The 20,812-nt window shown below is 66.5% G+C and carries 19 protein-coding genes and 1 pseudogene; 11 read left to right on the top strand and 9 right to left on the bottom strand.

Annotation, left to right across the window (positions count from 1 at the left end; all coding sequences use genetic code 11):
* Nucleotides 1-10: 10 nt before the first annotated feature.
* Complete coding sequence (locus G5S35_RS11970) at nt 11-772, bottom strand: response regulator transcription factor (RefSeq protein WP_074986755.1); 762 nt, start codon at nt 770-772, stop codon at nt 11-13.
* A gap of 237 nt (nt 773-1,009) precedes the next feature.
* Here G5S35_RS11970 and recA point away from each other — a divergent pair, with 237 nt between their 5' ends.
* From recA to G5S35_RS11930, 8 genes are all read left to right on the top strand, one after another.
* Nucleotides 1,010-2,086: a recombinase RecA gene (recA, locus tag G5S35_RS11965; protein ID WP_065059317.1), complete on the top strand. Its 1,077-nt coding sequence runs from the start codon at nt 1,010-1,012 to the stop codon at nt 2,084-2,086.
* A gap of 310 nt (nt 2,087-2,396) precedes the next feature.
* A complete protein-coding gene (recX, locus tag G5S35_RS11960) occupies nt 2,397-3,260 on the top strand; it encodes a recombination regulator RecX (protein ID WP_237181291.1) in 864 nt (287 codons plus the stop codon).
* A gap of 130 nt (nt 3,261-3,390) precedes the next feature.
* Entirely contained in the window at nt 3,391-4,083 is a 693-nt protein-coding gene (locus G5S35_RS11955; RefSeq protein ID WP_065059316.1) for a DUF2889 domain-containing protein, read from the top strand.
* 51 nt (nt 4,084-4,134) lie between these two features.
* Complete coding sequence (sucC, locus tag G5S35_RS11950) at nt 4,135-5,301, top strand: ADP-forming succinate--CoA ligase subunit beta (protein WP_065059315.1); 1,167 nt, start codon at nt 4,135-4,137, stop codon at nt 5,299-5,301.
* A 94-nt stretch (nt 5,302-5,395) separates the two neighbouring features.
* Nucleotides 5,396-6,277, top strand: coding sequence for a succinate--CoA ligase subunit alpha (sucD, locus tag G5S35_RS11945; RefSeq protein WP_065059314.1), 882 nt, complete (start codon nt 5,396-5,398; stop codon nt 6,275-6,277).
* Between the two features lie 179 nt (nt 6,278-6,456).
* Nucleotides 6,457-7,167 (top strand): TerC family protein, encoded by a 711-nt coding sequence (locus G5S35_RS11940; protein ID WP_065059313.1) that lies wholly within the window; start codon nt 6,457-6,459, stop codon nt 7,165-7,167.
* 281 nt (nt 7,168-7,448) lie between these two features.
* Nucleotides 7,449-8,030, top strand: coding sequence for a pilin (locus G5S35_RS11935; RefSeq protein WP_420874524.1), 582 nt, complete (start codon nt 7,449-7,451; stop codon nt 8,028-8,030).
* Between the two features lie 216 nt (nt 8,031-8,246).
* Nucleotides 8,247-10,049, top strand: a complete 1,803-nt coding sequence (locus G5S35_RS11930) for a PglL family O-oligosaccharyltransferase (RefSeq protein WP_183038324.1) — start codon at nt 8,247-8,249, stop codon at nt 10,047-10,049.
* 64 nt (nt 10,050-10,113) lie between these two features.
* On the opposite strand, the pseudogene moaC reads toward G5S35_RS11930, so the two are convergent.
* Nucleotides 10,114-10,601, bottom strand: a pseudogene (moaC, locus tag G5S35_RS11925) (cyclic pyranopterin monophosphate synthase MoaC).
* Between the two features lie 298 nt (nt 10,602-10,899).
* Here moaC and G5S35_RS11920 point away from each other — a divergent pair.
* Complete coding sequence (locus G5S35_RS11920) at nt 10,900-12,780, top strand: M48 family metalloprotease (protein WP_183038323.1); 1,881 nt, start codon at nt 10,900-10,902, stop codon at nt 12,778-12,780.
* A gap of 10 nt (nt 12,781-12,790) precedes the next feature.
* Here G5S35_RS11920 and G5S35_RS11915 read toward each other — a convergent pair whose 3' ends face one another.
* The 6 genes from G5S35_RS11915 to G5S35_RS11890 all read right to left on the bottom strand — a co-directional run bounded on the left by G5S35_RS11915 (nt 12,791) and on the right by G5S35_RS11890 (nt 17,066).
* Nucleotides 12,791-13,423, bottom strand: coding sequence for a DUF2946 family protein (locus G5S35_RS11915; protein ID WP_124260724.1), 633 nt, complete (start codon nt 13,421-13,423; stop codon nt 12,791-12,793).
* On the bottom strand, nt 13,416-14,489 hold the full coding sequence (locus tag G5S35_RS11910; RefSeq protein WP_074986751.1) for a hydrolase: 1,074 nt from the start codon (nt 14,487-14,489) through the stop codon (nt 13,416-13,418). The genes G5S35_RS11915 and G5S35_RS11910 overlap by 8 nt, the downstream gene beginning before the upstream one ends.
* Before the next feature lie 202 nt (nt 14,490-14,691).
* Nucleotides 14,692-15,138 (bottom strand): nuclear transport factor 2 family protein, encoded by a 447-nt coding sequence (locus G5S35_RS11905; RefSeq protein ID WP_065059308.1) that lies wholly within the window; start codon nt 15,136-15,138, stop codon nt 14,692-14,694.
* A gap of 161 nt (nt 15,139-15,299) precedes the next feature.
* The gene (gene waaF / locus G5S35_RS11900) at nt 15,300-16,325 is read right to left on the bottom strand and encodes a lipopolysaccharide heptosyltransferase II (RefSeq protein ID WP_065059307.1); all 1,026 of its coding nucleotides are present in this window, start codon (nt 16,323-16,325) and stop codon (nt 15,300-15,302) included.
* A 333-nt stretch (nt 16,326-16,658) separates the two neighbouring features.
* Nucleotides 16,659-16,853 (bottom strand): zinc-finger domain-containing protein, encoded by a 195-nt coding sequence (locus G5S35_RS11895; protein ID WP_065059306.1) that lies wholly within the window; start codon nt 16,851-16,853, stop codon nt 16,659-16,661.
* 72 nt (nt 16,854-16,925) lie between these two features.
* Nucleotides 16,926-17,066: a hypothetical protein gene (locus tag G5S35_RS11890; protein WP_156773690.1), complete on the bottom strand. Its 141-nt coding sequence runs from the start codon at nt 17,064-17,066 to the stop codon at nt 16,926-16,928.
* A 553-nt stretch (nt 17,067-17,619) separates the two neighbouring features.
* Here G5S35_RS11890 and G5S35_RS11885 point away from each other — a divergent pair.
* Nucleotides 17,620-18,819, top strand: a complete 1,200-nt coding sequence (locus tag G5S35_RS11885) for a phosphoglycerate kinase (RefSeq protein WP_065059305.1) — start codon at nt 17,620-17,622, stop codon at nt 18,817-18,819.
* Here G5S35_RS11885 and G5S35_RS11880 read toward each other — a convergent pair.
* Nucleotides 18,816-19,259: a hypothetical protein gene (locus tag G5S35_RS11880; RefSeq protein ID WP_110328848.1), complete on the bottom strand. Its 444-nt coding sequence runs from the start codon at nt 19,257-19,259 to the stop codon at nt 18,816-18,818. The genes G5S35_RS11885 and G5S35_RS11880 overlap by 4 nt on opposite strands.
* Between G5S35_RS11880 and pyk the strand changes: the two genes are divergently transcribed.
* Nucleotides 19,258-20,694 (top strand): pyruvate kinase, encoded by a 1,437-nt coding sequence (pyk, locus tag G5S35_RS11875; protein WP_110328849.1) that lies wholly within the window; start codon nt 19,258-19,260, stop codon nt 20,692-20,694. The genes G5S35_RS11880 and pyk overlap by 2 nt on opposite strands.
* Nucleotides 20,695-20,812 lie beyond the last annotated feature (118 nt).

The raw sequence follows: 20,812 nt of genomic DNA, 5'->3' as shown, positions 1-20,812 counted from the left end.
TGGCGCCCGCTTACTTGTAGTAGTGGCTGGCGGGCATCGCGGGCGCCGCCGTCGATGCGCCGGCCGTACTGGCTGCGTTCGCCGCGCCCGCGTCCTTCGCGCCGTTCGCTTCTTTCTCGAGGCAGTAGCCGAGGCCGCGCACCGTCACTATGCGCACGCCGCCCGCTTCGAGCTTCTTGCGCAGGCGGTGCACGTAGACCTCGATCGCGTTGTTGCTCACTTCCTCGCCCCATTCGCACAGGTGATCGACGAGCTGTTCCTTCGAGACGAGCCGCCCGAGCCGTTGCAGCAGCACTTCGAGCACGCCGAGTTCGCGCGCCGACAGATCGAGCACCTGCTCGTTGATGCGCGCGACGCGCCCGACCTGATCGAAGGCGAGCGCGCCGTGGCGCACGACGGTCGGGCCGCCGCCCGCGCCGCGCCGCGTGAGCGCGCGCACGCGCGCTTCGAGCTCGTTGAGCGCGAAGGGCTTGGCCATGTAGTCGTCGGCGCCGAGGTCGAGTCCTTTGACGCGTTCATCGACGCTGTCGGCGGCCGTGAGGATCAGGACGGGGAGGTTGGAATTGCGCGCGCGCAAACGGCGCAGCACTTCGAGGCCCGTCATTCTGGGCAGGCCGAGGTCGAGGATCAGCAGGTCGAACGACTGCATCGACAAGGCCGTATCGGCGTCCACGCCGGTCGGCACGTGATCGACGGCATAGCCCGATTGGCGGAGTGATCGGACCAGACCATCCGCGAGTATGCTGTCGTCTTCGGCAATGAGAATTCGCATGATGCGCCTGCGTCGAGTCAGGCATCGCCGCGCCTGTGCCATCTCGCACGAGGGGCGGGCGGCGCGCGGCGGTCTCCTGGTCAATTTGCGGTTCAGGCGGGCGCGTACGAAAAAGCGTGCGAAAACGCGCTTGCCAAAACCACTGTTTTTTTATACAGTGTCTGCGTTCATGCGTGTGTGTGCAAAAGCACGCCCGCATCGTCACGAGACGCCGTTCATCATAGCAAAGGACGATTCATGGAAGATAGCAAGAAAGGCTCGGCTGGGCTGACTGCTGAAAAGGGCAAGGCGCTGGCCGCCGCGCTCGCGCAGATCGAAAAGCAGTTCGGCAAAGGGTCGATCATGCGACTCGGCGACGGCGATGCGGTCGAAAACATTCAGGTGGTGTCCACCGGCTCGCTCGGTCTCGACATCGCGCTCGGCGTCGGCGGCCTGCCGCGCGGCCGTGTGGTCGAAATCTACGGTCCGGAATCGTCGGGTAAGACCACGCTCACGCTGCAGGTGATCGCAGAGCTGCAAAAGCTCGGCGGCACGGCGGCGTTCATCGACGCGGAACACGCGCTCGACGTTCAGTACGCCGCGAAGCTCGGCGTGAACGTGCCGGAACTGCTCATCTCGCAGCCGGACACGGGCGAACAGGCGCTCGAAATCACCGACGCGCTGGTGCGCTCGGGCTCGATCGACATGATCGTCATCGACTCGGTCGCGGCACTTGTGCCGAAGGCTGAAATCGAAGGCGAAATGGGCGACTCGCTGCCGGGTCTGCAGGCACGTCTGATGTCGCAGGCGCTGCGCAAGCTCACCGGCACGATCAAGAAGACGAACTGCATGGTGATCTTCATTAACCAGATTCGTATGAAGATCGGCGTGATGTTCGGCAATCCGGAAACCACCACCGGTGGTAACGCGCTGAAGTTCTACTCGTCGGTGCGTCTGGACATTCGCCGTATCGGTTCGATCAAGAAGAACGACGAAGTCATTGGCAGCGAAACGCGCGTGAAGGTCGTCAAGAACAAGGTCTCGCCGCCGTTCCGCGAAGCCGTGTTCGACATTCTCTACGGCGAAGGCATCTCGCGTCAGGGCGAAATCATCGACCTGGGCGTTCAGGCCAAGATCGTCGACAAGGCAGGTGCGTGGTACAGCTATAACGGCGAACGCATTGGTCAGGGCAAGGACAACGCACGCGAATTCCTGCGCGAAAACGCAGACATCGCTCGCGAGATCGAAAACCGCATCCGCGAATCGCTTGGCGTGAACGCCATGCCGGACGGTGTTGCCGACACCGGCGAAGTCGAAATCGCAGACGAAGAATAAGTTCTGAATCGGGCCCGCGAAGGGTGGCACGACTGTGATGCGCAAGCGCGGGTTCGCCTCGGCGCCGTCTGAGGCCGCGAAGGCTTCGTCCTCGACTTCGAGCGAGGCGGAGCATCTGCGTGAAGCCAGCGGTGGTGCGCGGGGCGCGAATCGGCGCTCCCTTTCCGCGTCCGGGTCTGCTTCTGGATCTGCGTCCGGATCCGCCCCTGATCATTCCGGCGAGTCCGCCCGCGTTTCATCTGGTACTACCTCGCAAAGCCGCGACGCCCATTCGGGCGATCGCGGCTTTGTGCATTCCGAGCCTCAGCTTTTGTCCCATTCTTCCACGCCCGATCTCGACGACGAAGGCGGCGCGGTGTTCGAAGTGCCGTTCGAGGCATTTTTCGATGCGCCCGTCGATGCCGGCAGCGCTAACGCTTCCTCGTCGCCATCGTCTGAACCGACCGCTGTGCGCCGCGCCTCCGCACCCGAATCCGCATCTGACTCCCTATTGGATTCCGAACCGCGCCGCGCGCCGCGCGCGGCCAGGCAGTCGTTCGCTCGTCCCGCCGTCCGCCGCGACGAAGTCGACGAGCGCGAATCGTTCGACGCGCACGACAGGGCGCGCGCGGTAGAAAAAGCGCTCGAAGACAGCGGTGACGGCTACGAGCGCACGTCCACGATGCGCGCCGCACGCAAGGCCAACGCCGCCGCCAACAGTCGCCAGCGTCCCGAGCGCTCGCTCAAGGGCCGCGCGCTCGGCTACCTTTCGCGTCGCGAGTACAGCCGGGCGGAACTCTCGCGCAAGCTCATGGCGTACACCGACAACGCCGATGAACTAGAGGCACTCCTCGACACGCTCGAACGCGACGGCTGGCTCTCCGACGCGCGCTTCGCCGAAAGCGTCGTTTATCGCCGGGCCTCGCGGGTCGGCGCGGGACGCATCGTCAGCGAACTCAAACGTCATGCGGTGGGCGAGGAACTCATCGAGGAAGTGAGCACGCAGTTGCGCGAGACGGAACTTGTGCGCGCCCGCGCCGTCTGGAAGAAGAAGTACGGCCAGTTGCCCGAGACGCCCGCCGAGCGCGCGCGTCAGGCGCGTTTTCTCGCCGCGCGCGGTTTTTCGATGTCGATCATCGGCAAAATTCTCAAAGGCATTGAAGACAGCTTCGAGGACGGCTTCGACGGCGATTAGCCGGAAAATTGAACCGCCTGGCTCAAAAATAGCTTGATATCCGGGGCGCATGGGGCGGGCGAGATCGCTGCTGTCTCAAATACCCGGTATGCTAAACTCGAGAAGTTTTCCAATCCGGTCTTACCAACGCATGCCGCTTCCCCCGCCAGCGCCCCGTCAGTTGCGTCATCAGCGCGCGATCAGGGCGGTCGCCTATGAGCGCGAGGACGGTCTGTGGGACATCGACGCGTGTCTGACGGATCATAAGTCACGCGACGTGCCGCTTGCATCCGGTGTCCGGCCCAACGGTTTGCCGATCCATGAACTCTGGCTCCGCATCACGATCGATCGCAAGCTCAATGTCGTCGACGCTCACGCGTCGTCCGACTGGGTGCCTTACGACGGTCAGTGCCAGAACGCCAATCCCGCCTATCGGGCCCTTATCGGGCTCAATCTCCTCCAGAACTTCCGCCGCGAAGCGGGCCGGCTCCTCGCCGGCACGGCTGGCTGCACGCATCTCACCGAAATGTTGGGCGTGTTGCCGACGGCCGCTATCCAGGCGTTTGTCGGAGCAGTGTGGGATTCTTCTAACGGTTCTCCGGGCGAAGCGTCCGGACCGGAATTCGGCAAGACCGCCGACGGCGAAGCCGCCGGCGAACAACCGCCTTTCCAGCTCGGCCGCTGCCACGCGCTGCGGTTCGACGGTGAAGCGGTCAAGCAGTTTTATCCGCGCTGGTATGGACACGTGCCGCGTTCGAAAGAGCGCGGCGCGGATGTCGCCAGCGTGCGCGAAGACCTGGGCCCGGGCCGAGAGGGCAAGGCCGACGCCGTCGCGCATGAATAACAACAGCGGAAACGAAGTTCACTCCAACTCTCAGACTGAAGGGAATCACGCATGAAGATTCACGAGTACCAGGGTAAGGAAATCCTCCGGAAGTTCGGCGTCGCGGTACCGCGCGGCACGCCGGTTTTCTCGGTGGATGACGCGGTCAAGGCCGCTGAAGAGCTGGGCGGTCCGGTGTGGGTCGTCAAGGCCCAGATTCACGCGGGCGGCCGCGGCAAGGGCGGCGGCGTGAAGGTTGCCAAGACGCTGGATCAAGTGCGCGAATACGCGAGCCAGATCCTCGGCATGCAACTGGTCACGCACCAGACCGGTCCGGAAGGCCAGAAGGTCAACCGTCTGCTGATCGAAGAAGGCGCCGACATCAAGCAGGAACTGTATGTCAGCCTCGTCGTCGATCGCGTCTCGCAGAAGATCGTGCTGATGGGTTCGAGCGAAGGCGGCATGGACATCGAGGAAGTGGCCGAGAAGCATCCGGAGCTCATCCACAAGGTCATCGTCGATCCGAACACGGGCCTGCTCGATGCACAAGCCGACGACCTCGCCGCGAAGATCGGCGTGCCGGCTGCGTCGATTCCGCAAGCTCGCGTGATCCTGCAAGGCCTGTACAAGGCATTCTGGGAAACCGATGCGTCGCTGGCCGAAATCAACCCGCTGAACGTGTCGAGCAACGGCACGGTCACCGCACTCGACGCCAAGTTCAACTTCGATTCGAACGCGCTCTTCCGTCATCCGGAAATCGTCGCTTACCGCGACCTGGACGAAGAAGATCCGGCTGAAATCGAAGCGTCGAAGTTCGACCTCGCGTACATCTCGCTCGACGGCAACATCGGCTGTCTGGTGAACGGCGCGGGCCTCGCGATGGCCACGATGGACACGATCAAGCTGTTCGGCGGCGAACCGGCGAACTTCCTCGACGTGGGCGGCGGCGCGACGACCGAGAAGGTCACGGAAGCGTTCAAGCTCATGCTGACGAATCCGGGCCTGAAGGCGATCCTCGTGAACATCTTCGGCGGCATCATGCGCTGCGACGTGATCGCGGAAGGCGTGATCGCTGCATCGAAGGCCGTTGACCTGAAGGTGCCGCTCGTCGTGCGCATGAAGGGCACGAACGAGGACCTCGGCAAGAAGATGCTGGCCGACTCGGGCCTGCCGATCATCTCGGCGGACAGCATGGAAGAGGCCGCGCAGAAGGTTGTCGCGGCTGCCGAAGGCAAGTAATTTTCACCGGATACGAATGGCGTGCGTGCCGGCGCGAATTCCGCATCCGTGCGGAAGACGCGACGCATCGCGCCAAGCGAACAGAGGTCAATACATGTCGATTCTGATTAACAAAGACACCAAGGTCATCACGCAGGGCATCACCGGCAAGACCGGTCAGTTCCACACCCGTGCCTGCCGTGAATACGCCAACGGCCGCGAAGCATTCGTCGCGGGCGTGAACCCGAAGAAGGCCGGCGAAGACTTCGAAGGCATTCCCATCTACGCGAACGTGCGCGATGCGAAGGAAGCCACGGGCGCGACCGTGTCGGTCATTTACGTGCCGCCCGCGGGCGCAGCCGCAGCGATCTGGGAAGCCGTCGAGGCCGACCTCGATCTCGCGATCTGCATCACGGAAGGCATTCCCGTGCGCGACATGATCGAAGTGAAGGACCGTATGCGCCGCGAAGGCCGCAAGACGCTGCTCCTCGGCCCGAACTGCCCCGGCACGATCACGCCGGACGAGCTGAAGATCGGCATCATGCCGGGTCACATCCACCGCAAGGGCCGCATCGGCGTCGTGTCGCGTTCGGGCACGCTGACGTACGAAGCGGTTGCGCAGCTGACGGCACTCGGCCTCGGCCAGTCGTCGGCAGTCGGTATTGGCGGCGACCCGATCAACGGTCTGAAGCACATCGACGTCATGAAGATGTTCAACGACGATCCGGATACGGACGCCGTGATCATGATCGGCGAAATCGGCGGTCCGGACGAAGCCACGGCAGCCGAGTGGATCAAGGGCAACATGAAGAAGCCGGTCGTCGGCTTCATCGCGGGCGTCACGGCGCCCCCGGGCAAGCGCATGGGCCACGCCGGCGCGCTGATCTCGGGCGGTGCGGATACGGCCGAAGCGAAGCTGGAAATCATGGACGCGTGCGGCATCAAGGTCACGCGCAACCCGTCGGAAATGGGCCGTCTGCTGAAGTCGGTGCTGTAATTTGCAGATAACGCGGCGTCGGGCGCATCACGTATGCGCGGGGCGCTGGCGTTTTTTGCTATGCTTGCGGAATCCTTTCACGAGGTTTCCGAACAGAAGCGAGGGAGCCAGTCATGGCTGCCTCGCTTTTTTATTTGGCGTGCGTCTTTGCGGCGCGCGCAGCTTAACTTCCCGCATTCATGCTCGAGTTCTTCACGACGCTCCACTGGGGCGCTGTCATCCAGATCATCGTCATCGACATTCTGCTCGGTGGCGACAACGCCGTCGTGATCGCGCTGGCGTGCCGCGATCTGCCCGCGCAGCAGCGTCTGCGCGGCATTCTTTGGGGCACCGTCGGCGCGATCGCGCTGCGCGTCGTGCTGATCGCCTTCGCGGTCGTGCTGCTCAACGTGCCGCTGCTCAAGTTTACGGGCGGCCTGCTGCTGCTGTGGATCGGCGTGCGCCTGCTCGCGCCGTCGCATCTCGAACATGCCGACGTGAAGCCCTCCGACAAGCTGCTCGGCGCGATCAAGACCATCATCGTCGCCGATGCGGTGATGAGCCTCGACAACGTCGTGGCCATCGCGGGCGCGGCCGAAGCCGCCGATCCGCGTCATCGCATCGCGCTAGTGGTGTTCGGGCTGATGGTCAGCATTCCGCTGATCGTCTGGGGCAGCCAGCTCGTGCTCAAACTGCTCGACCGCTATCCGGTGATCGTCACGCTGGGCGCGGCGCTGCTCGGCTGGATCGCGGGCGGGCTGATCGTCAACGATCCGGCCGGCGACCGCTGGCCGCTGCTCGATACGCCGCTCGCCGAATACGGCATGTGCGTGGCGGGCGCGGTGTTCGTGGTGGTGCTCGGCCATGTGCTCAGGCGTCGCAACGCGCGGCGCGCGCAGGGCTCGCATTGAGAATGGGGCGAAGGCGTGCGCTGCGTCCGTCGGCTGATGCTGGCAACCGCCGCTGACATTCAGCGCTGACATCACTCGCTGACAGCGCGCACCGACAGCGCCGCGCCTAAGCCATCTGGCCGACTGCCCCGCGCGAGGTCTCGCCGATACGATCGAAACGCCTGTTCACCCTCTGGTGGCGGGCGTTTCCCGTTTCAGGAGCCCTGACGATGATCGTTTCCCTGCTTGCCTCGACGGCCTTCGCGCGCAACGCGCTGGCCACCCGCCCATTCGCGCCATTCATGCCGATCACGCCCATCACGCCCATCACGCGGCTCGCGCGCCTCATCCGCCTCGTACGCACCTGCGCTGCGCGCGGTTTCACACTCATCGAGCTGATGATCGTGCTCGCGATCGTCGGCGTGATCGCGGCGTATGCGATTCCCGCCTATCAGGACTATCTCGCGCGCAGCCGCGTGGGCGAGGGCCTCGCGCTCGCGGCCGCAGCGCGCCTCGCGGTGGCGGAGAACGCCGCGAGCGGCAACGCCTTCGACGCCGGTTATACGGCGCCGCCGGGCACGCGCAACGTGACTTCGGTGCTGGTGGACGACGCAACCGGGCAGATCACCGTGAGCTTCACCACGCGCATCGCGCCCGACGGCAGCAACACGCTCGTGCTCGTGCCTTCGGTGCCCGACAACGCGGAAGCGCCCACGGCGCGCGTGGCGCTCGCGCAAGGCACCGTGCAGGGCGGCACGCTCACGTGGGAATGTTTCGCGGGCGGCAAGACGGTTTCGTCGCTCGGTGAGCCGGGCGCGGGGCCGGCGCCGTCTGAAGCGGCCACGCTGCCAGGCAAGCTCGCACCGCCCGAATGCCGCGCATGAGACTTGCGCCGGTGAGGCGCCGGTGCGAGCGAAAAACGTGAGCGGGCAACCGTGCCTGCGGGCATGAATCGACCTTGCCTGCGACTTTGCTTGCAACTTTACTTGTGACTCCGCGTGCGAACCCGCACGCACGCGGGCGGCATTTGCTTCGACGCCGCCCGCACAGGGAGGGAAAAGTTTTGTATAGTGCGCCGGTTGCTGACGCCCCCGATCCCCATGCCTTCTCCATTTGCGCGCTACCTTACGTTCGTCTTGCTGGCTCTCGCGTTGACGCTGCCTTATGCGGTCGTCAACCACACCTATCCGATCCCGACGTTCTATGCCGAATTCACCGCGCTGGCGCTCTACCTGCTGGTAGGCGCGGGCGTCTGGCTGCTGGTGCGCTCCGCGCGGCCGGCCGTCGACTTCGCCGTGCCCATGGTGGCGCTGGTGCCGCTCGGCTTCGGCTTGCTGCTCGCCGTGCAGACCGCGGTGCTGCACCTCGCGCAACCGTCGATGAACTGGCTCGGCGTCGGCTATCTGCTCGCGGCCTTCATGGCCACGCTCGCGGGCTACAGCATCACGCGCGTCGGCCTTGCGCGCACGGCGGTGGTGTGGGGTTCCTGGGCGCTCGTGATCGGCGGCCTGTTCTCGGTGTTCTGCCAGGTCATCCAGTTGCTGCATCTGGAAACCAAGGTCACGCCGCTTGTCGTCGCCTATAACGTGCAGTTCCAGCGTCGGCCGTTCGGCAACATGGCGCAGGCCAATCACCTCGCCACCTATATTTCCTTCGCGATGGCCGCGGCGCTCTATCTCGTGCAGACGCGTCGTCTGAACGTGCTGCTGTGGGGCGTGCTCTCGGCGATCTACGCAGGCGGTCTCGCGCTCACCGTGTCGCGCGGACCGTGGCTGCAGATGGCGGTGATCGTGGTGGCGGGGCTCTGGATGGCGCTGTCGGCGTCGCGCGGCGTGCGTGGCGAAGACGGCTCGGCGAGCCTGAAGGGCGGCGCGCGCGCGTGGCTCGTGCCGGTCGTGCTGGCGGTGATCTTCGTCGGCATGAACGCGTTCGTGCGCTGGGCCAACGTGCACTATCAGCTGCAACTCGACCAGTCGGCCGCCGACCGCATGAAGGACGCGAGCCAGATCGCGCCGCGTCTCGCGCTGTGGCACTACGGCCTCGCGATGTTCAAGGCGCATCCGCTGCTGGGCGTGGGCTGGGGCGATTTCCCGATCCACCAGTTCGAACTCGCCCGCACGCTGGGCGGCGTCGAGATCGCCAATAACTCGCACGACATCTTCATTGACCTGCTTGCGAAGACCGGCGTGGTCGGCTGCGGGATCGTCGTGATCGGGCTGCTGGCGTGGTTCGTGCGCTCGCTGCTCGCGCCGCATACGCCCGAGCGCATTTTCGGCTTCATGCTGATCGGCGCGCTCGTCATGCATGCGCTCGTCGAATATCCGCAGCAGTACATGTTCTTCCTGCTGCCCGCGATGTTCGTGTTCGGTCTGTTCGAAACGAAGCGGCTGCGTGCCGTGCCGCCGCCGGTCGTGATGGGTGTGTATTCGGTGATCGTGTTCGGCGGCATTGCGTCGCTGTGGCCGGTGATGCGCGATTACAACCGCTCCGAAGTGCTTTACTACGGCTCGCACCCGGCGAAGCAATACGCCGATGAACCGTCGCACCTGTTCAGCGCGTGGGGCGATTACGGCATGGCCACGCTCATGCCGATGAACGCCGCCGATCTGCCCGCGAAGCTCGCGGCGCATCAGCGTGCGATCGCGCTGCTGCCGGGCGAGACGGTGCTGCGCCGCTATGCGGTGTTGCAGGCGCTCGACGGCAATACGGAAGGTGCGTTCGACACGGTGGAGCGGCTGAAGATTTTCGCGCAGGAACTGCACGACTGGCCGACGCAACTGGCCGCGCTCTACAGTCTCTGCGAGAACGAGCCCACGCTCGACGGTTTCAAGGCGGCGCTGCTGAAGAAGTACGGCAAGCCGCCGGCGTCCGCGACAGAGGACGACGACGATTCGGACGATTAAGCGATTCGTCCGGTAGTGGAAGAGAAAAGCGGCGGACTTGGGTTCGCCGCTTTTTTTTCGTCGATCAGCGGGCGAGCGGCTGAGCGACCCAATCCCCCGACTTCCCCCATGCTTTTCGAGCACGCGCACATCGGTGATCGTCATGCCGCGGTCGACCGCCTTGCACATGTCATAAACCGTCAGCAGCCCGACCTGCACGGCGGTCAGCGCTTCCATCTCGACTCCGGTGCGGCCGAAGGTTTCGACCTGCGCCGTGCAGTGCACGCCAGGCAGCGATTCATCAAGCGCGAAGTCGACCTTGACGCGCGTGATCGCGAGCGGATGGCACAGCGGGATCAGATCGGCGGTGCGCTTCGCGCCCTGGATCGCGGCGATGCGCGCGACGCCGATCACGTCGCCTTTTTTGGCGTTGCCGTCGCGCACGAGCGCGAACGTCGCGGGCAGCATGCGGATCGTGCCGCTCGCCACGGCGATGCGTTGGGTCTCGGCTTTGCTGCCGACGTCGACCATGTGGGCGTCGCCTGCGGCGTCGAAATGCGTGAGTTCGGACATGGTGGGCTCCTGGCTGCATGACGCCGGCGACGCGTGCCGGCGCGGCTGGCCAATAACGTGCGCGCAAGACCGGCGCGCAAAACGTGCGATGAAGAAGGGCGCTTATCTTAGCAGCGCGGGCGCGGCACGATGCGCCATGCCGTGCTTTGATGCGCGTGGAGGTGCCCGCGTCATCGCGGCCGCGAGGGCGGAATCGCGTGCCGGGCCGGGCTACAATCGGCGCGTGGCTGGCTGACTGTCACGCCAGCGTCCGCTTTGCACGCCTGCTTTGCGACCCTGCTTTGCGACCTTCAGATCGATGCCCCTGAAACGGCTCCTGGCTGTCTGGCTGTGCGTCTCGCTCGCGGTTCCGCCGCAGGCGTCGGCGTCGGGCGCGCAAGCGTCGTCGACAGGCGGCTCGCCGCCCGCCGCGGTGCTCGATCTGCGCGCCGCCGACATCGCGCGCTCCACAGTGTCCACCACCGCGCCGGCATCCGCATCCGCTTCCAGCGCCACCTCCGCCGCACGCCCCACGACCAACCTGACGCTCGCGCCCAACGCGCCGGCGCTCGTCAGCGGCCCGCTCGACGACGCGGGCGACGTCGCCTTACCCGCTTCGATTGCACAGGGCGTCTTCGGCACCTACGGCGGCGCGCAGTCGCGTTTCGGCGAAGTCGGCTCGACGCATCCGTCGGGCCCCGGCGTCTACGGCAGTTCGAGTGTGCGCCCGCCCGCCTGGGTCCCGCAACTGCCCGATCTCGGCGATGGTTCGGGCGGCGCGCTCACGCCGCAAGCCGAACGGCGCGTGGGCGTGCGCGTCATGCGCGACATCCGTCGCGATCCCGACTACATCGGCGACTGGCTCGTGCTCGATTATCTGAACGCGGTGGCGGAGCGGCTTGCGGCATCGGCGTCGGCGCAATTCATCGGCGGTTATCGGCCCGACTTCGAGATCTTCGCGATGCGCGATTACCAGATCAACGCGTTTTCACTGCCGGGCGGTTTCATCGGCGTGAACTCGGGCTTGATCATCGCGACGCAGACCGAATCCGAGCTGGCCTCGGTGCTCGGTCACGAGATGGGCCACGTGCTGCAGCGGCACATCGCGCGCATGCTCACGCAGAGCGAGCACAGCGGTTACGCGGCGCTCGCGGGCGTGCTGCTCGGCATTCTCGCGGGCGTGCTCGCGCATAGCGGCGACCTCGGCAGCGCGATCGCGCTCGGCGGCGAAGCCTATGCCGTCGACAGCCAGTTGCGCTTCTCGCGCGCAGCCGAGCACGAGGCGGACCGCGTCGGCTTCCAGTTGCTCGGCGGCGCGGGCTACGACACGTGGGGCATGGTGGCGTTCTTCGAGCGGCTCGAACGCGCGTCGATGAGCGAGGCGGGCGTGCCCGCCTATGCGCGTACGCATCCGCTGACTGGCGAGCGCATCGCCGACATGGAGGACCGCGCGCGCCGCGCGCCTTACCGGCAGCCGCGTCAGGCGCCCGAGTACGGTTTCGTGCGGGCGCGCGTGCGGGTGTTGCAGGACCGCTCGCGTCACGAATATCTCGATGAGATCGCGCGTCTGCGTGCCGAAATCGACGACCGCACGGCGCTCAACGTGGCCGCGAACTGGTACGGGATCGCCGTCGCGCAGACGCTGCTCGAAAGTTACGACGATGCGGCGCAGTCGCTTGCCACGGCGCGCGCGGCGTTCGTGCGCTTCGAGGCCGCCGAGGGCAACGATCGCGGCAAGCCGCGCAGCTCGCCGAGTCTCGACGTGCTCGCCGCCGAGATCGCGCGCCGCGCGGGCCGCACCGACGAGGCCATCCGCCTCGCGCAGGCCGCGCACGCGGCGTGGCCCGCGTCACACGCGGCGACCGACGGCTTGCTGCAGGCGCTGATCGCGTCTCGGCGCTTCCAGGACGCGCAGACGCTCGCGCGCGCCGAGACGCAGAGCGAGCCGCATCAGGCCGCCTGGTGGCAGTACCTCGCGCAGGCGAGCGCGGGCAGCGGCGACGCGTTGACTCAACGGCGCGCGCTGGCCGAGAAGTTCGCGCTGGACGGCGCGTGGCCGTCGGCGATCCGGCAGTTGAAGGAGGCGCGCGACATGAAGTCGGTCGGCTTCTACGATCTGTCGACGATCGACGCGCGCCTGCACGACTTCGAGGCGCGCTACAAGGAGGAGCGCGCGGAGGAGAAGGACAGCAAGATCTGAACGCGCGCGCCTATTGGGCGGCGCGGGCGGCTTGTTCCGCGTGCTCGGGACTTGGGACGAAGGCGAAACGCGACGGCACGTCTACGCGCGCGATGGCTTGCAGCGGCAGCGCGGCGTCGGCGCGCCAGTGGAAGGTGCCGCTCTGGCCGTCGTCGGCGAGCGTGGCGTGCTCGGCGAACAGGCCGAGATCGTGATCGTGTAGCAGCGCCACGCGTGCCACGCCGCCGTGGAGGTTCGCATCGGCGGCATCGGCGAACAGCACGCTGCCGTTTTCGTCGATGAACGCCGCCACGGGCGTGAACGCGTGACCGGTGTGGTCGGTGAGCGCGAGCGTGCCGTTCGCATCGGGAACGGCCGAGTCGGGAACGCTCGCGAGACGCACGACCCACGGCGCGTATTCCAGCTCGACGTAGACGCATTGCGGGCCGTTCTGGAAGAACCACTGGCCCTGGTCGTCGCGCTCGTAATTGCGGTTGATGAAGGCAATCAGCGCTTCGTGGCGGATCGGCGTGCCGGGCGCGCCGGCGGCCTGGTCGGCCTCGTCGCGCAGGCGCCAGTGGCCGCGCGCATCGAGGCGCAGCCAGCCGGTGCAACTGGGAACGTTGGGCCAGCGCGCGAGCGCCTGTTTGACGATGTCATCCATGAGCGTGGGACGCCGCGCGCGACGCCGGCAGATACGGTGAAAGATAACCGGTCACGCGTTGCGCGAGCCACTGGCTGCGGCCCGGAAACGGGCCCGTCATGAAGCCGACATGGCCGCCGCGTTCGGGCTGGTCGAGCTCGACGGCGTCGCTGACTTCGTGGCGCGCGGGCAGCACGTGGCCGGGCAGGAACGGGTCGTTGCGCGCGTTCAGCAGGAGCGTCGGCACGGTGATTTCGCCGAGCTTCGGACGCACCGTCGCCTGGGTCCAGTAGTCGTGCGCGTCGCGAAAGCCGTGCAGCGGCGCGGTGACCACGCCGTCGAATTCGTACATGTTGCGGCAGGCGAGCAGGGCGTCGGCGTCGAACAGGCCCGGAAACTGGTCGAGCTTCTGGAGCGCCTTCACCTTGAGCGTCTTGAGGAAGCTGCGCGTGTAGATCATGCCGAAGCCGCTCGCGAGCATCTTGCCGCCCGCATGCACGTCGAGCGGCGCGGAAATCGCGGCGGCCGCGCGGACGATGCGCGCGTCCTCGCGCTGTTGCGCGAGCCAGTGCAACAGCACGTTGCCGCCGAGCGAGACGCCCGCCGCGACGAGCGGTCCGGCGTGGCGCGCGGCGAGGCGGCGCAGCACCCAGTCGACTTCGGCGGCGTCGGCGAGATGGTAGAAGCGCGGCAGCAGGTTCATCGGCCCGCTGCAGCTGCGAAAGTGCGGAATCACGGCGTGCCAGCCGTGCGCGTGTGCCTCGGCCGCGAGCGCGCGCGCGTAGTGCGAGCCGGAGCCGCCTTCGAGGCCGTGGAACAGGACGAAAAGGGGGGCGTGCGCGCCGGCGCTGGCGGGGGCATCGACCCAGTCGAGTTCGATGAAGTCGCCGTCGGGCGTATCCCAGCGCTCTCGCCGGTAGGCCGGCGTGGGCAGGCGCGAGAACAGCGCGGGAACGATGGTTTCGATATGGGGGCCCGCAAGCCAGAACGGCGCGCGGTAACTCGAGGGGAGCATGCCGTTCAGGGCCGTGACGGCCGCATTGCTGGCCGCGTCGTAGTTCGCCGCTTCATCGCCGGTGGTGCTCATGGCCTTCCCCTTCTTTCGACTGCTGCTTTCTTTTGCCGCTTTTGTCCGCTCTTTTTCGCTCTTTTTCGCTTATCGGGGCCGCTTGTCTGGCCTCAATGCCGGTCGACGCCGGTTGTCGTTCGAGCGCGCCCGAACTCGCGCGAGACTGCATGCTGCTCGCCCGTTTCACGGCACCCGCGCGACCCGGCCTCGCCGGATCGGCTCAGTGCAGTGCGCCCTGACCGTGGCGCAGTTTCGCGGAGAACTGGCTCGCGGCGTCGTCGGGCATCCGGCTCGCGTGAATGTGCGCGATGCGCCACTCGCCGCGTTCATGCACCATCACATAGGTCGTGAACACCATCGCCGGGATCGCGTTCGGATCGACCGGACGATGCGCTTCCACGATCGCGTAGACCACGGTGCCGAGGCTGTCGTAGACGCGGATGTCGAGCGGTTCGATCGACACCGGCGCGGCTTCCAGCTCCGCCGCGAGGCCCGCGCGGATGTCCGGCAGACCGTGCAGATGCGCGCCCTCGGCGGTAATGCAGCTCACGAACTCCTCGTCGATCCACAGGCCCATCAACGCGTCGATGTTGACCTCGGCGACAGCCTGGTAGTAGGCGTTGAGCGTGTCAGCGGCGGCTTCGAAGATGTGGGCAAAACGTGGCATGGCTCGTTGATCTGATGCGCTTCACGCGCGGGTTGGCGTTGGCTTCGACGCGCCGCGCGCACCGGCGCAATACCTGAATTGGGCGCGCCGGCGGGGCGCGGCGTCGGTGGCGTGCCGCACACACGCGGCGCGTTGCGCCCGAGGCGAACGCGGCGCGGGGTTCAGCGCTGGGCGACCAGCATGCCGCGCAAATCGTCGAAGACCTGTTCGGGGCTCAGTTCGCGCAGGCAGTTCAGATGCCCGAGCGGACACTCGCGCGCAAAGCAGGGGCTGCAATCGAGATGCAGCCATTGTACCTTTGCGAGCTCGGACAAGGGCGGCGTGTGGCGCGGATCCGTCGAACCGTAGATCGCCACCAGCGGGCGGCGCAGCGCGGCGGCCACGTGCATCAGACCCGAATCGTTGGTGACGACGGCGCTGGCGCGCGAGATCAGCGCGCAGGCTTCGCCGAGCGCCGTCTGGCCGCACAGATTGCGGACATTCGGCGCCTGGTCGGCGATCGCCTGTGCGAGCGGCGAGTCCTTGGGCGAGCCGAGCGCGATGATCTGCGTGTACGGGAACGACTGGCCGACCATGCGTGCGAGCGCCGCGAAATGCTCGGGCGGCCAGCGCTTGGCGGGGCCGTATTCCGCGCCGGGGCAGAACACCAGCAGCGGCACGCGCGTATCCAGATTGAAACGCGCGGAAACCCGCGAGGCTTCGTTCGGATCCGATTCCAGACGCGGCAGCGGCAGATCGTCGGGCGGATTCGCGCCGGGCGCGTAAGCGAGCGCCGCGTAGTGCTTGACCATCGGCGGGCGCGTGTCCTTGGGCGGATTCGCGTGGCGCACGTTCAGGAAGCCGTAGCGGCTCTCGCCCGTGTAGCCGATGCGCAGCGGAATGTTCGCGAGCCACGGGATCAGCGAGGACTTGAGCGAATTCGGCAGCACGTAGGCGACGTCGTAGCGCTCCGCGCGCAGATCGCCCGCGAGCTGCCAGCGGCGCAGCATCTGGAGCTTGCCGTGGGCGAGGTCGGTGGCGTAGACGTCGCGGATCTCGGGCATGCGCTCGAGTACGGGCGCAACCCAGCTAGGCGCAAGCGCATCGATCTGAATGCGCGGGTGCAGTTTTACGAGCCGCGAAAAGAGCGGCTGCGCCATCAGTGCGTCACCGATCCAGTTCGGTGCGATTACCAGCGCGCGGCGCATCGGGAGTCAGAGTCCGGAAATTACAAAGGCTGCGAGCGCGGGCCGTGCCGATCGAAACCGGCAAACGGGCCAGGCGCGCGTAGCGCGGTTAAAAAAACGACGCGTCGAGCGCGTCGATGAGTGTGAACGCCGGCGCCGCTGCGGCGCCCGGTGAAATCGGGGCGCGGCGCGGTCCGGCGTCATTGTGCGATAAGACGGGGCTGGCGGCGAGCGGCGTCCGAAGGTTGGGGCGCGTGGCGAAAAACCGCGAGGAATCCCAAACGTCGGCCGCGTGCGTCGAGGTCCGGGTCAAGACCTGGGCGACGCGACCCGCGCCGCCGCCATGCGCGGGCCTCAGTGGCCGTGCACGACCTCGCCTTCCTTCAGCTTGTAGCGCGTGCTGCAATACGGGCACTTCGCTTCGCCGTGCGTCACGTCGATAAAGACGCGCGGATGGTTGCTCCAGCGCGGCATCGACGGATTCGGGCAATAGGCCGGCAGGTCCTTGGCTTTCAGCTCGACCAGCGGCATTTCCTTGAGTTCGCTCATGAGGATAATTCTCTGTGTAGCAGTGGGGGCGCGGCTTCGTGGGATCTGGCGCGACAGCGTTAGACCTTCGCGTCAGACCTTCGCGAACCCGTGCACGTAATTCTCGTTCTTGCCGGACACCCCGTTCAAGCGTGCCGAATAGCGCTTGCCGCTCGCCGATCGCGGGAAGCCCGAACCCTGTTTGCGCGCCAGCGTGATGATCGCGTCGCACATCGTGCTCCGCGCGCGCGAAGCCGGCGGGTGGCAAAGAGATTTATTTTAACGTCATTTAACGCCCGCCAGCGCGCCCGCTGGCGCTTGCGACGGGCTTTCGGCGTGATTTCGACCCGTTTTCGACCCGTTTTCGGCCCGTACCCAGCTTGTGCAGACCACGATTCGCACGAAGAATCCGCGAAAAAAATCATCCGGTGGACATGTGAGCGCGGATGTTGCGGCGCAGCATCCGCCGATGCCCCGCGTGCTCTGCCGATGCGCCGGGCCGTCCGTCGCGGCGGCGCGCTCAGCGTTCTCCCAAATACGGGAGATTCGCCGATGCACGCCCGGATCGTCCTGGCTATCGGCTAAAATACCGATCTCGCAATTCGATGCCGGCTCGTGCCGAGCGCCGAGCAAGCGACCCGCGGCGGCGCCTGGAGACGGCAGCCGCGCGGATCCCGCGCCGCGCCCGTCGCGCCTTAGCCGCCCTGGCTGCCCGAAGCCCCGCTTCGACGGCCCGCGGACCTGCATCGTCTTGTCACCGCCTTCCCACCATCAAGATGACATGTCCATGAACAAGGTTCTGCGTCTTTCCGATCTGATCTCCGAAGGCAAGCTCAAGGGCAAGCGGGTGTTCATCCGCGCCGACCTGAACGTGCCGCAGGACGACCACGGCAACATCACCGAAGACACCCGCGTGCGCGCCTCCGTGCCGGCCATCAAGGCCGCGCTGGATGCGGGCGCCGCTGTCATGGTCACGTCCCATCTGGGCCGCCCGACCGAAGGCGAATTCAAGCCCGAAGACTCGCTCGCGCCAGTCGCGAAGCGTCTGGCCGAACTGCTCGGCCGCGACGTGCCGCTGGTCGCGAACTGGGTGGAAAACGGCGTGAACGTCGAGCCGGGCAACGTCGTGCTGCTCGAAAACTGCCGCGTCAACAAGGGCGAGAAGAAGAATTCCGACGAGCTGTCGCAAAAGATGGCGAAGCTCTGCGACATCTACGTGAACGACGCGTTCGGCACCGCGCACCGCGCCGAAGCCACCACCTACGGCATCGCGAAGTACGCGGGCATCGCCTGCGCAGGCCCGCTGCTGGCCGCCGAACTCGACGCGCTCGGCAAGGCGCTCGGCGCGCCCAAGCGCCCGCTGGTGGCGATCGTCGCCGGTTCGAAGGTCTCGACCAAGCTCACCATCCTCAAGTCGCTGGCCGAAAAGGTCGATCAGCTGATCGTCGGCGGCGGCATCGCCAACACGTTCATGCTGGCCGCCGGCCTGAAGATCGGCAAGTCGCTCGCGGAAGTCGATCTCGTCGACGACGCCAAGGCGATCATCGACGCCGCGCGCGCCCGTGGCGCTTCGGTGCCGATCCCGACCGACGTCGTGACCGCCAAGGCGTTCTCGCCGACGGCCAAGGCCGAAACGAAGAACGTCGCGGACGTCGCCGACGACGACATGATCCTCGACATCGGCCCGGTCACGGCCAACGCGCTCGCCGCGCAGCTCGCGCAGGCCGGCACGATCGTCTGGAACGGCCCGGTCGGCGTGTTCGAGTTCGACCAGTTCGGCAACGGCACGAAGACGCTCGCGGACGCGATCGCCAGCTCGGGCGCGTTCTCGATCGCCGGCGGCGGCGACACGCTCGCGGCCATCGCGAAGTACAACATCGCCGACAAGGTCAGCTACATCTCGACCGGCGGCGGCGCTTTCCTGGAGTTCCTGGAAGGCAAGAAGCTGCCGGCGGTGGAAGTGCTCGAAACCCGGGCGGCTGGCTAAATGGCGCCGCGCGCCCCGGCCGGGAAGGCCGCCAACAAGCTTCCTCGTGCCAACGCGCAGAAGCCGCGCGTCGCAACCGGGGCCGCCGCCAGACAGAAACCGACGAAAGCGGGGGGCACGCCCCTCGCCAGCACGGTGCGGGCGGGCGCGACGCCCGCAACCGATGCCGCTCTCGAACCGTCGTCAGCGCCGACCGCTGAATCGCGCGCGACGCCGGTGAGCGAACCGACTCCCCCCGCCGGACGCACAGCCACGTCCGCCGGGCAAATGAACATGAATCGCGCCGCCACCGTCCCTGCGACGGCAGCGGCGTCGTCAAAGAAAGCGACGCCGGCTCCGACCGGTGCGCGTCCCGGCATGCCCGCCCTCGCGGCGCAGCCGGCCAGCTCTTCTCGCAGCAACGGTTTTTCCAGCGATCCTTTCCAGACGAGGAGACTCATGCATCGCGCCACCAAGATTGTCGCCACCATCGGTCCGGCTTCCAGCACGCCGGACGTCCTGCTGAAAATGATCCATGCGGGATTGGACGTGGTGCGCCTCAACTTCTCGCACGGCACCGCCGACGACCACCGTCAGCGTGCCGAAACCGTGCGGGAGTGCGCCCGTCAGGCCGGCCGTGAAGTCGCGATCATGGCCGATCTGCAAGGCCCGAAGATCCGCGTCGGCAAGTTCGAGAACGGCAAGACGACGCTCGAGCCGGGTCAGCCCTTCATCCTCGACGCCGAGTGCGAACTCGGTAACGACGAGCGCGTCGGTCTCGATTACAAGGACCTGCCGCGCGACCTGAAGCCGGGCGACGTGCTGCTGCTCAACGACGGCCTGATCGTGCTCGACGTCGCGCGTGTGATCGGCAGCGAGATCCACACGACCGTGAAGGTCGGCGGCGACCTGTCGAACAACAAGGGCATCAACCGCCAGGGCGGCGGCCTCACGGCGCCCGCGCTGACGGCGAAAGACATGGAAGATATCCGCACGGCGATGTCGCTGGCGGTGGATTTCGTCGCCGTGTCGTTCCCGAAGAACGCCACCGACATGGAAATGGCACGCCAGCTCGCGAATATCGCGGGCGCGCCCTACGGCGTGAAGCCGAAGATGATCGCGAAGATCGAGCGCGCGGAAGCCATTCCGGCGCTGCAGGAGATTCTCGATTCGTCGGACGGCATCATGGTCGCGCGCGGCGACCTGGCCGTGGAAGTCGGCAACGCCGCGGTGCCGGCGCTGCAAAAGCGCATGATCCGCATGGCGCGCGAGTCGAACAAGCTCGTGATCACGGCCACGCAGATGATGGAGTCGATGATCCACGCGCCGGTGCCCACGCGCGCCGAAGTCTCGGACGTCGCCAACGCCGTGCTCGACGGCACGGATGCGGTGATGCTCTCGGCCGAATCGGCGGCGGGCAAGTATCCGGTGCAGACCATCGAAACCATGGCCGCGATCTGCGTGGAAGCCGAGAAGTCCGAGCACAGCGAGCTCGACAAGGATTTCCTCGACCGCACCTTCACGCGCATCGACCAGTCGATCGCCATGGGCGCGCTGTTCACGGCCTACCATCTGGGCGCGAAGGCGATTGTCGCGCTCACGGAGTCGGGCTCGACGGCGCTGTGGATGTCGCGTCACTGGACCCACGTGCCGATCTTCGCGCTCACGCCGCGCGTGGGCAGCGAGCGCGCGATGTCGCTGTACCGTAACGTCACGCCGCTGCATCTGGACACCAGCAGCGACCGCGACACGGCGCTCCAGCAAGCGATCGAAGTGGTCGTGAGCAAGGGCTACGCGGCGCGCGGCGACATGGTCGTGCTGACGGTCGGCGAGCCGATGGGTCAGCCGGGCGGCACGAACACGCTGAAGATCGTGCGCGTCGGCGACGTGCTGTAAATCCGCCGCCATTTTTTTCGCTTTATTTTCGGGATTGCGCGGTTTCCATCGGTTTTTCACCGATGCCGCGCCGTTCCCGAGGCGCGAAAAATAAAAAATTGCACAGGCGCCGACTGGT

It is taken from the genome of Paraburkholderia tropica, assembly GCF_014171495.1.
Classification (GTDB): Bacteria; Pseudomonadota; Gammaproteobacteria; order Burkholderiales; family Burkholderiaceae; genus Paraburkholderia; species Paraburkholderia tropica.
Note: the sequence above shows the minus strand (reverse complement) of the source record. Positions and strands in the feature narration are given on the sequence as shown.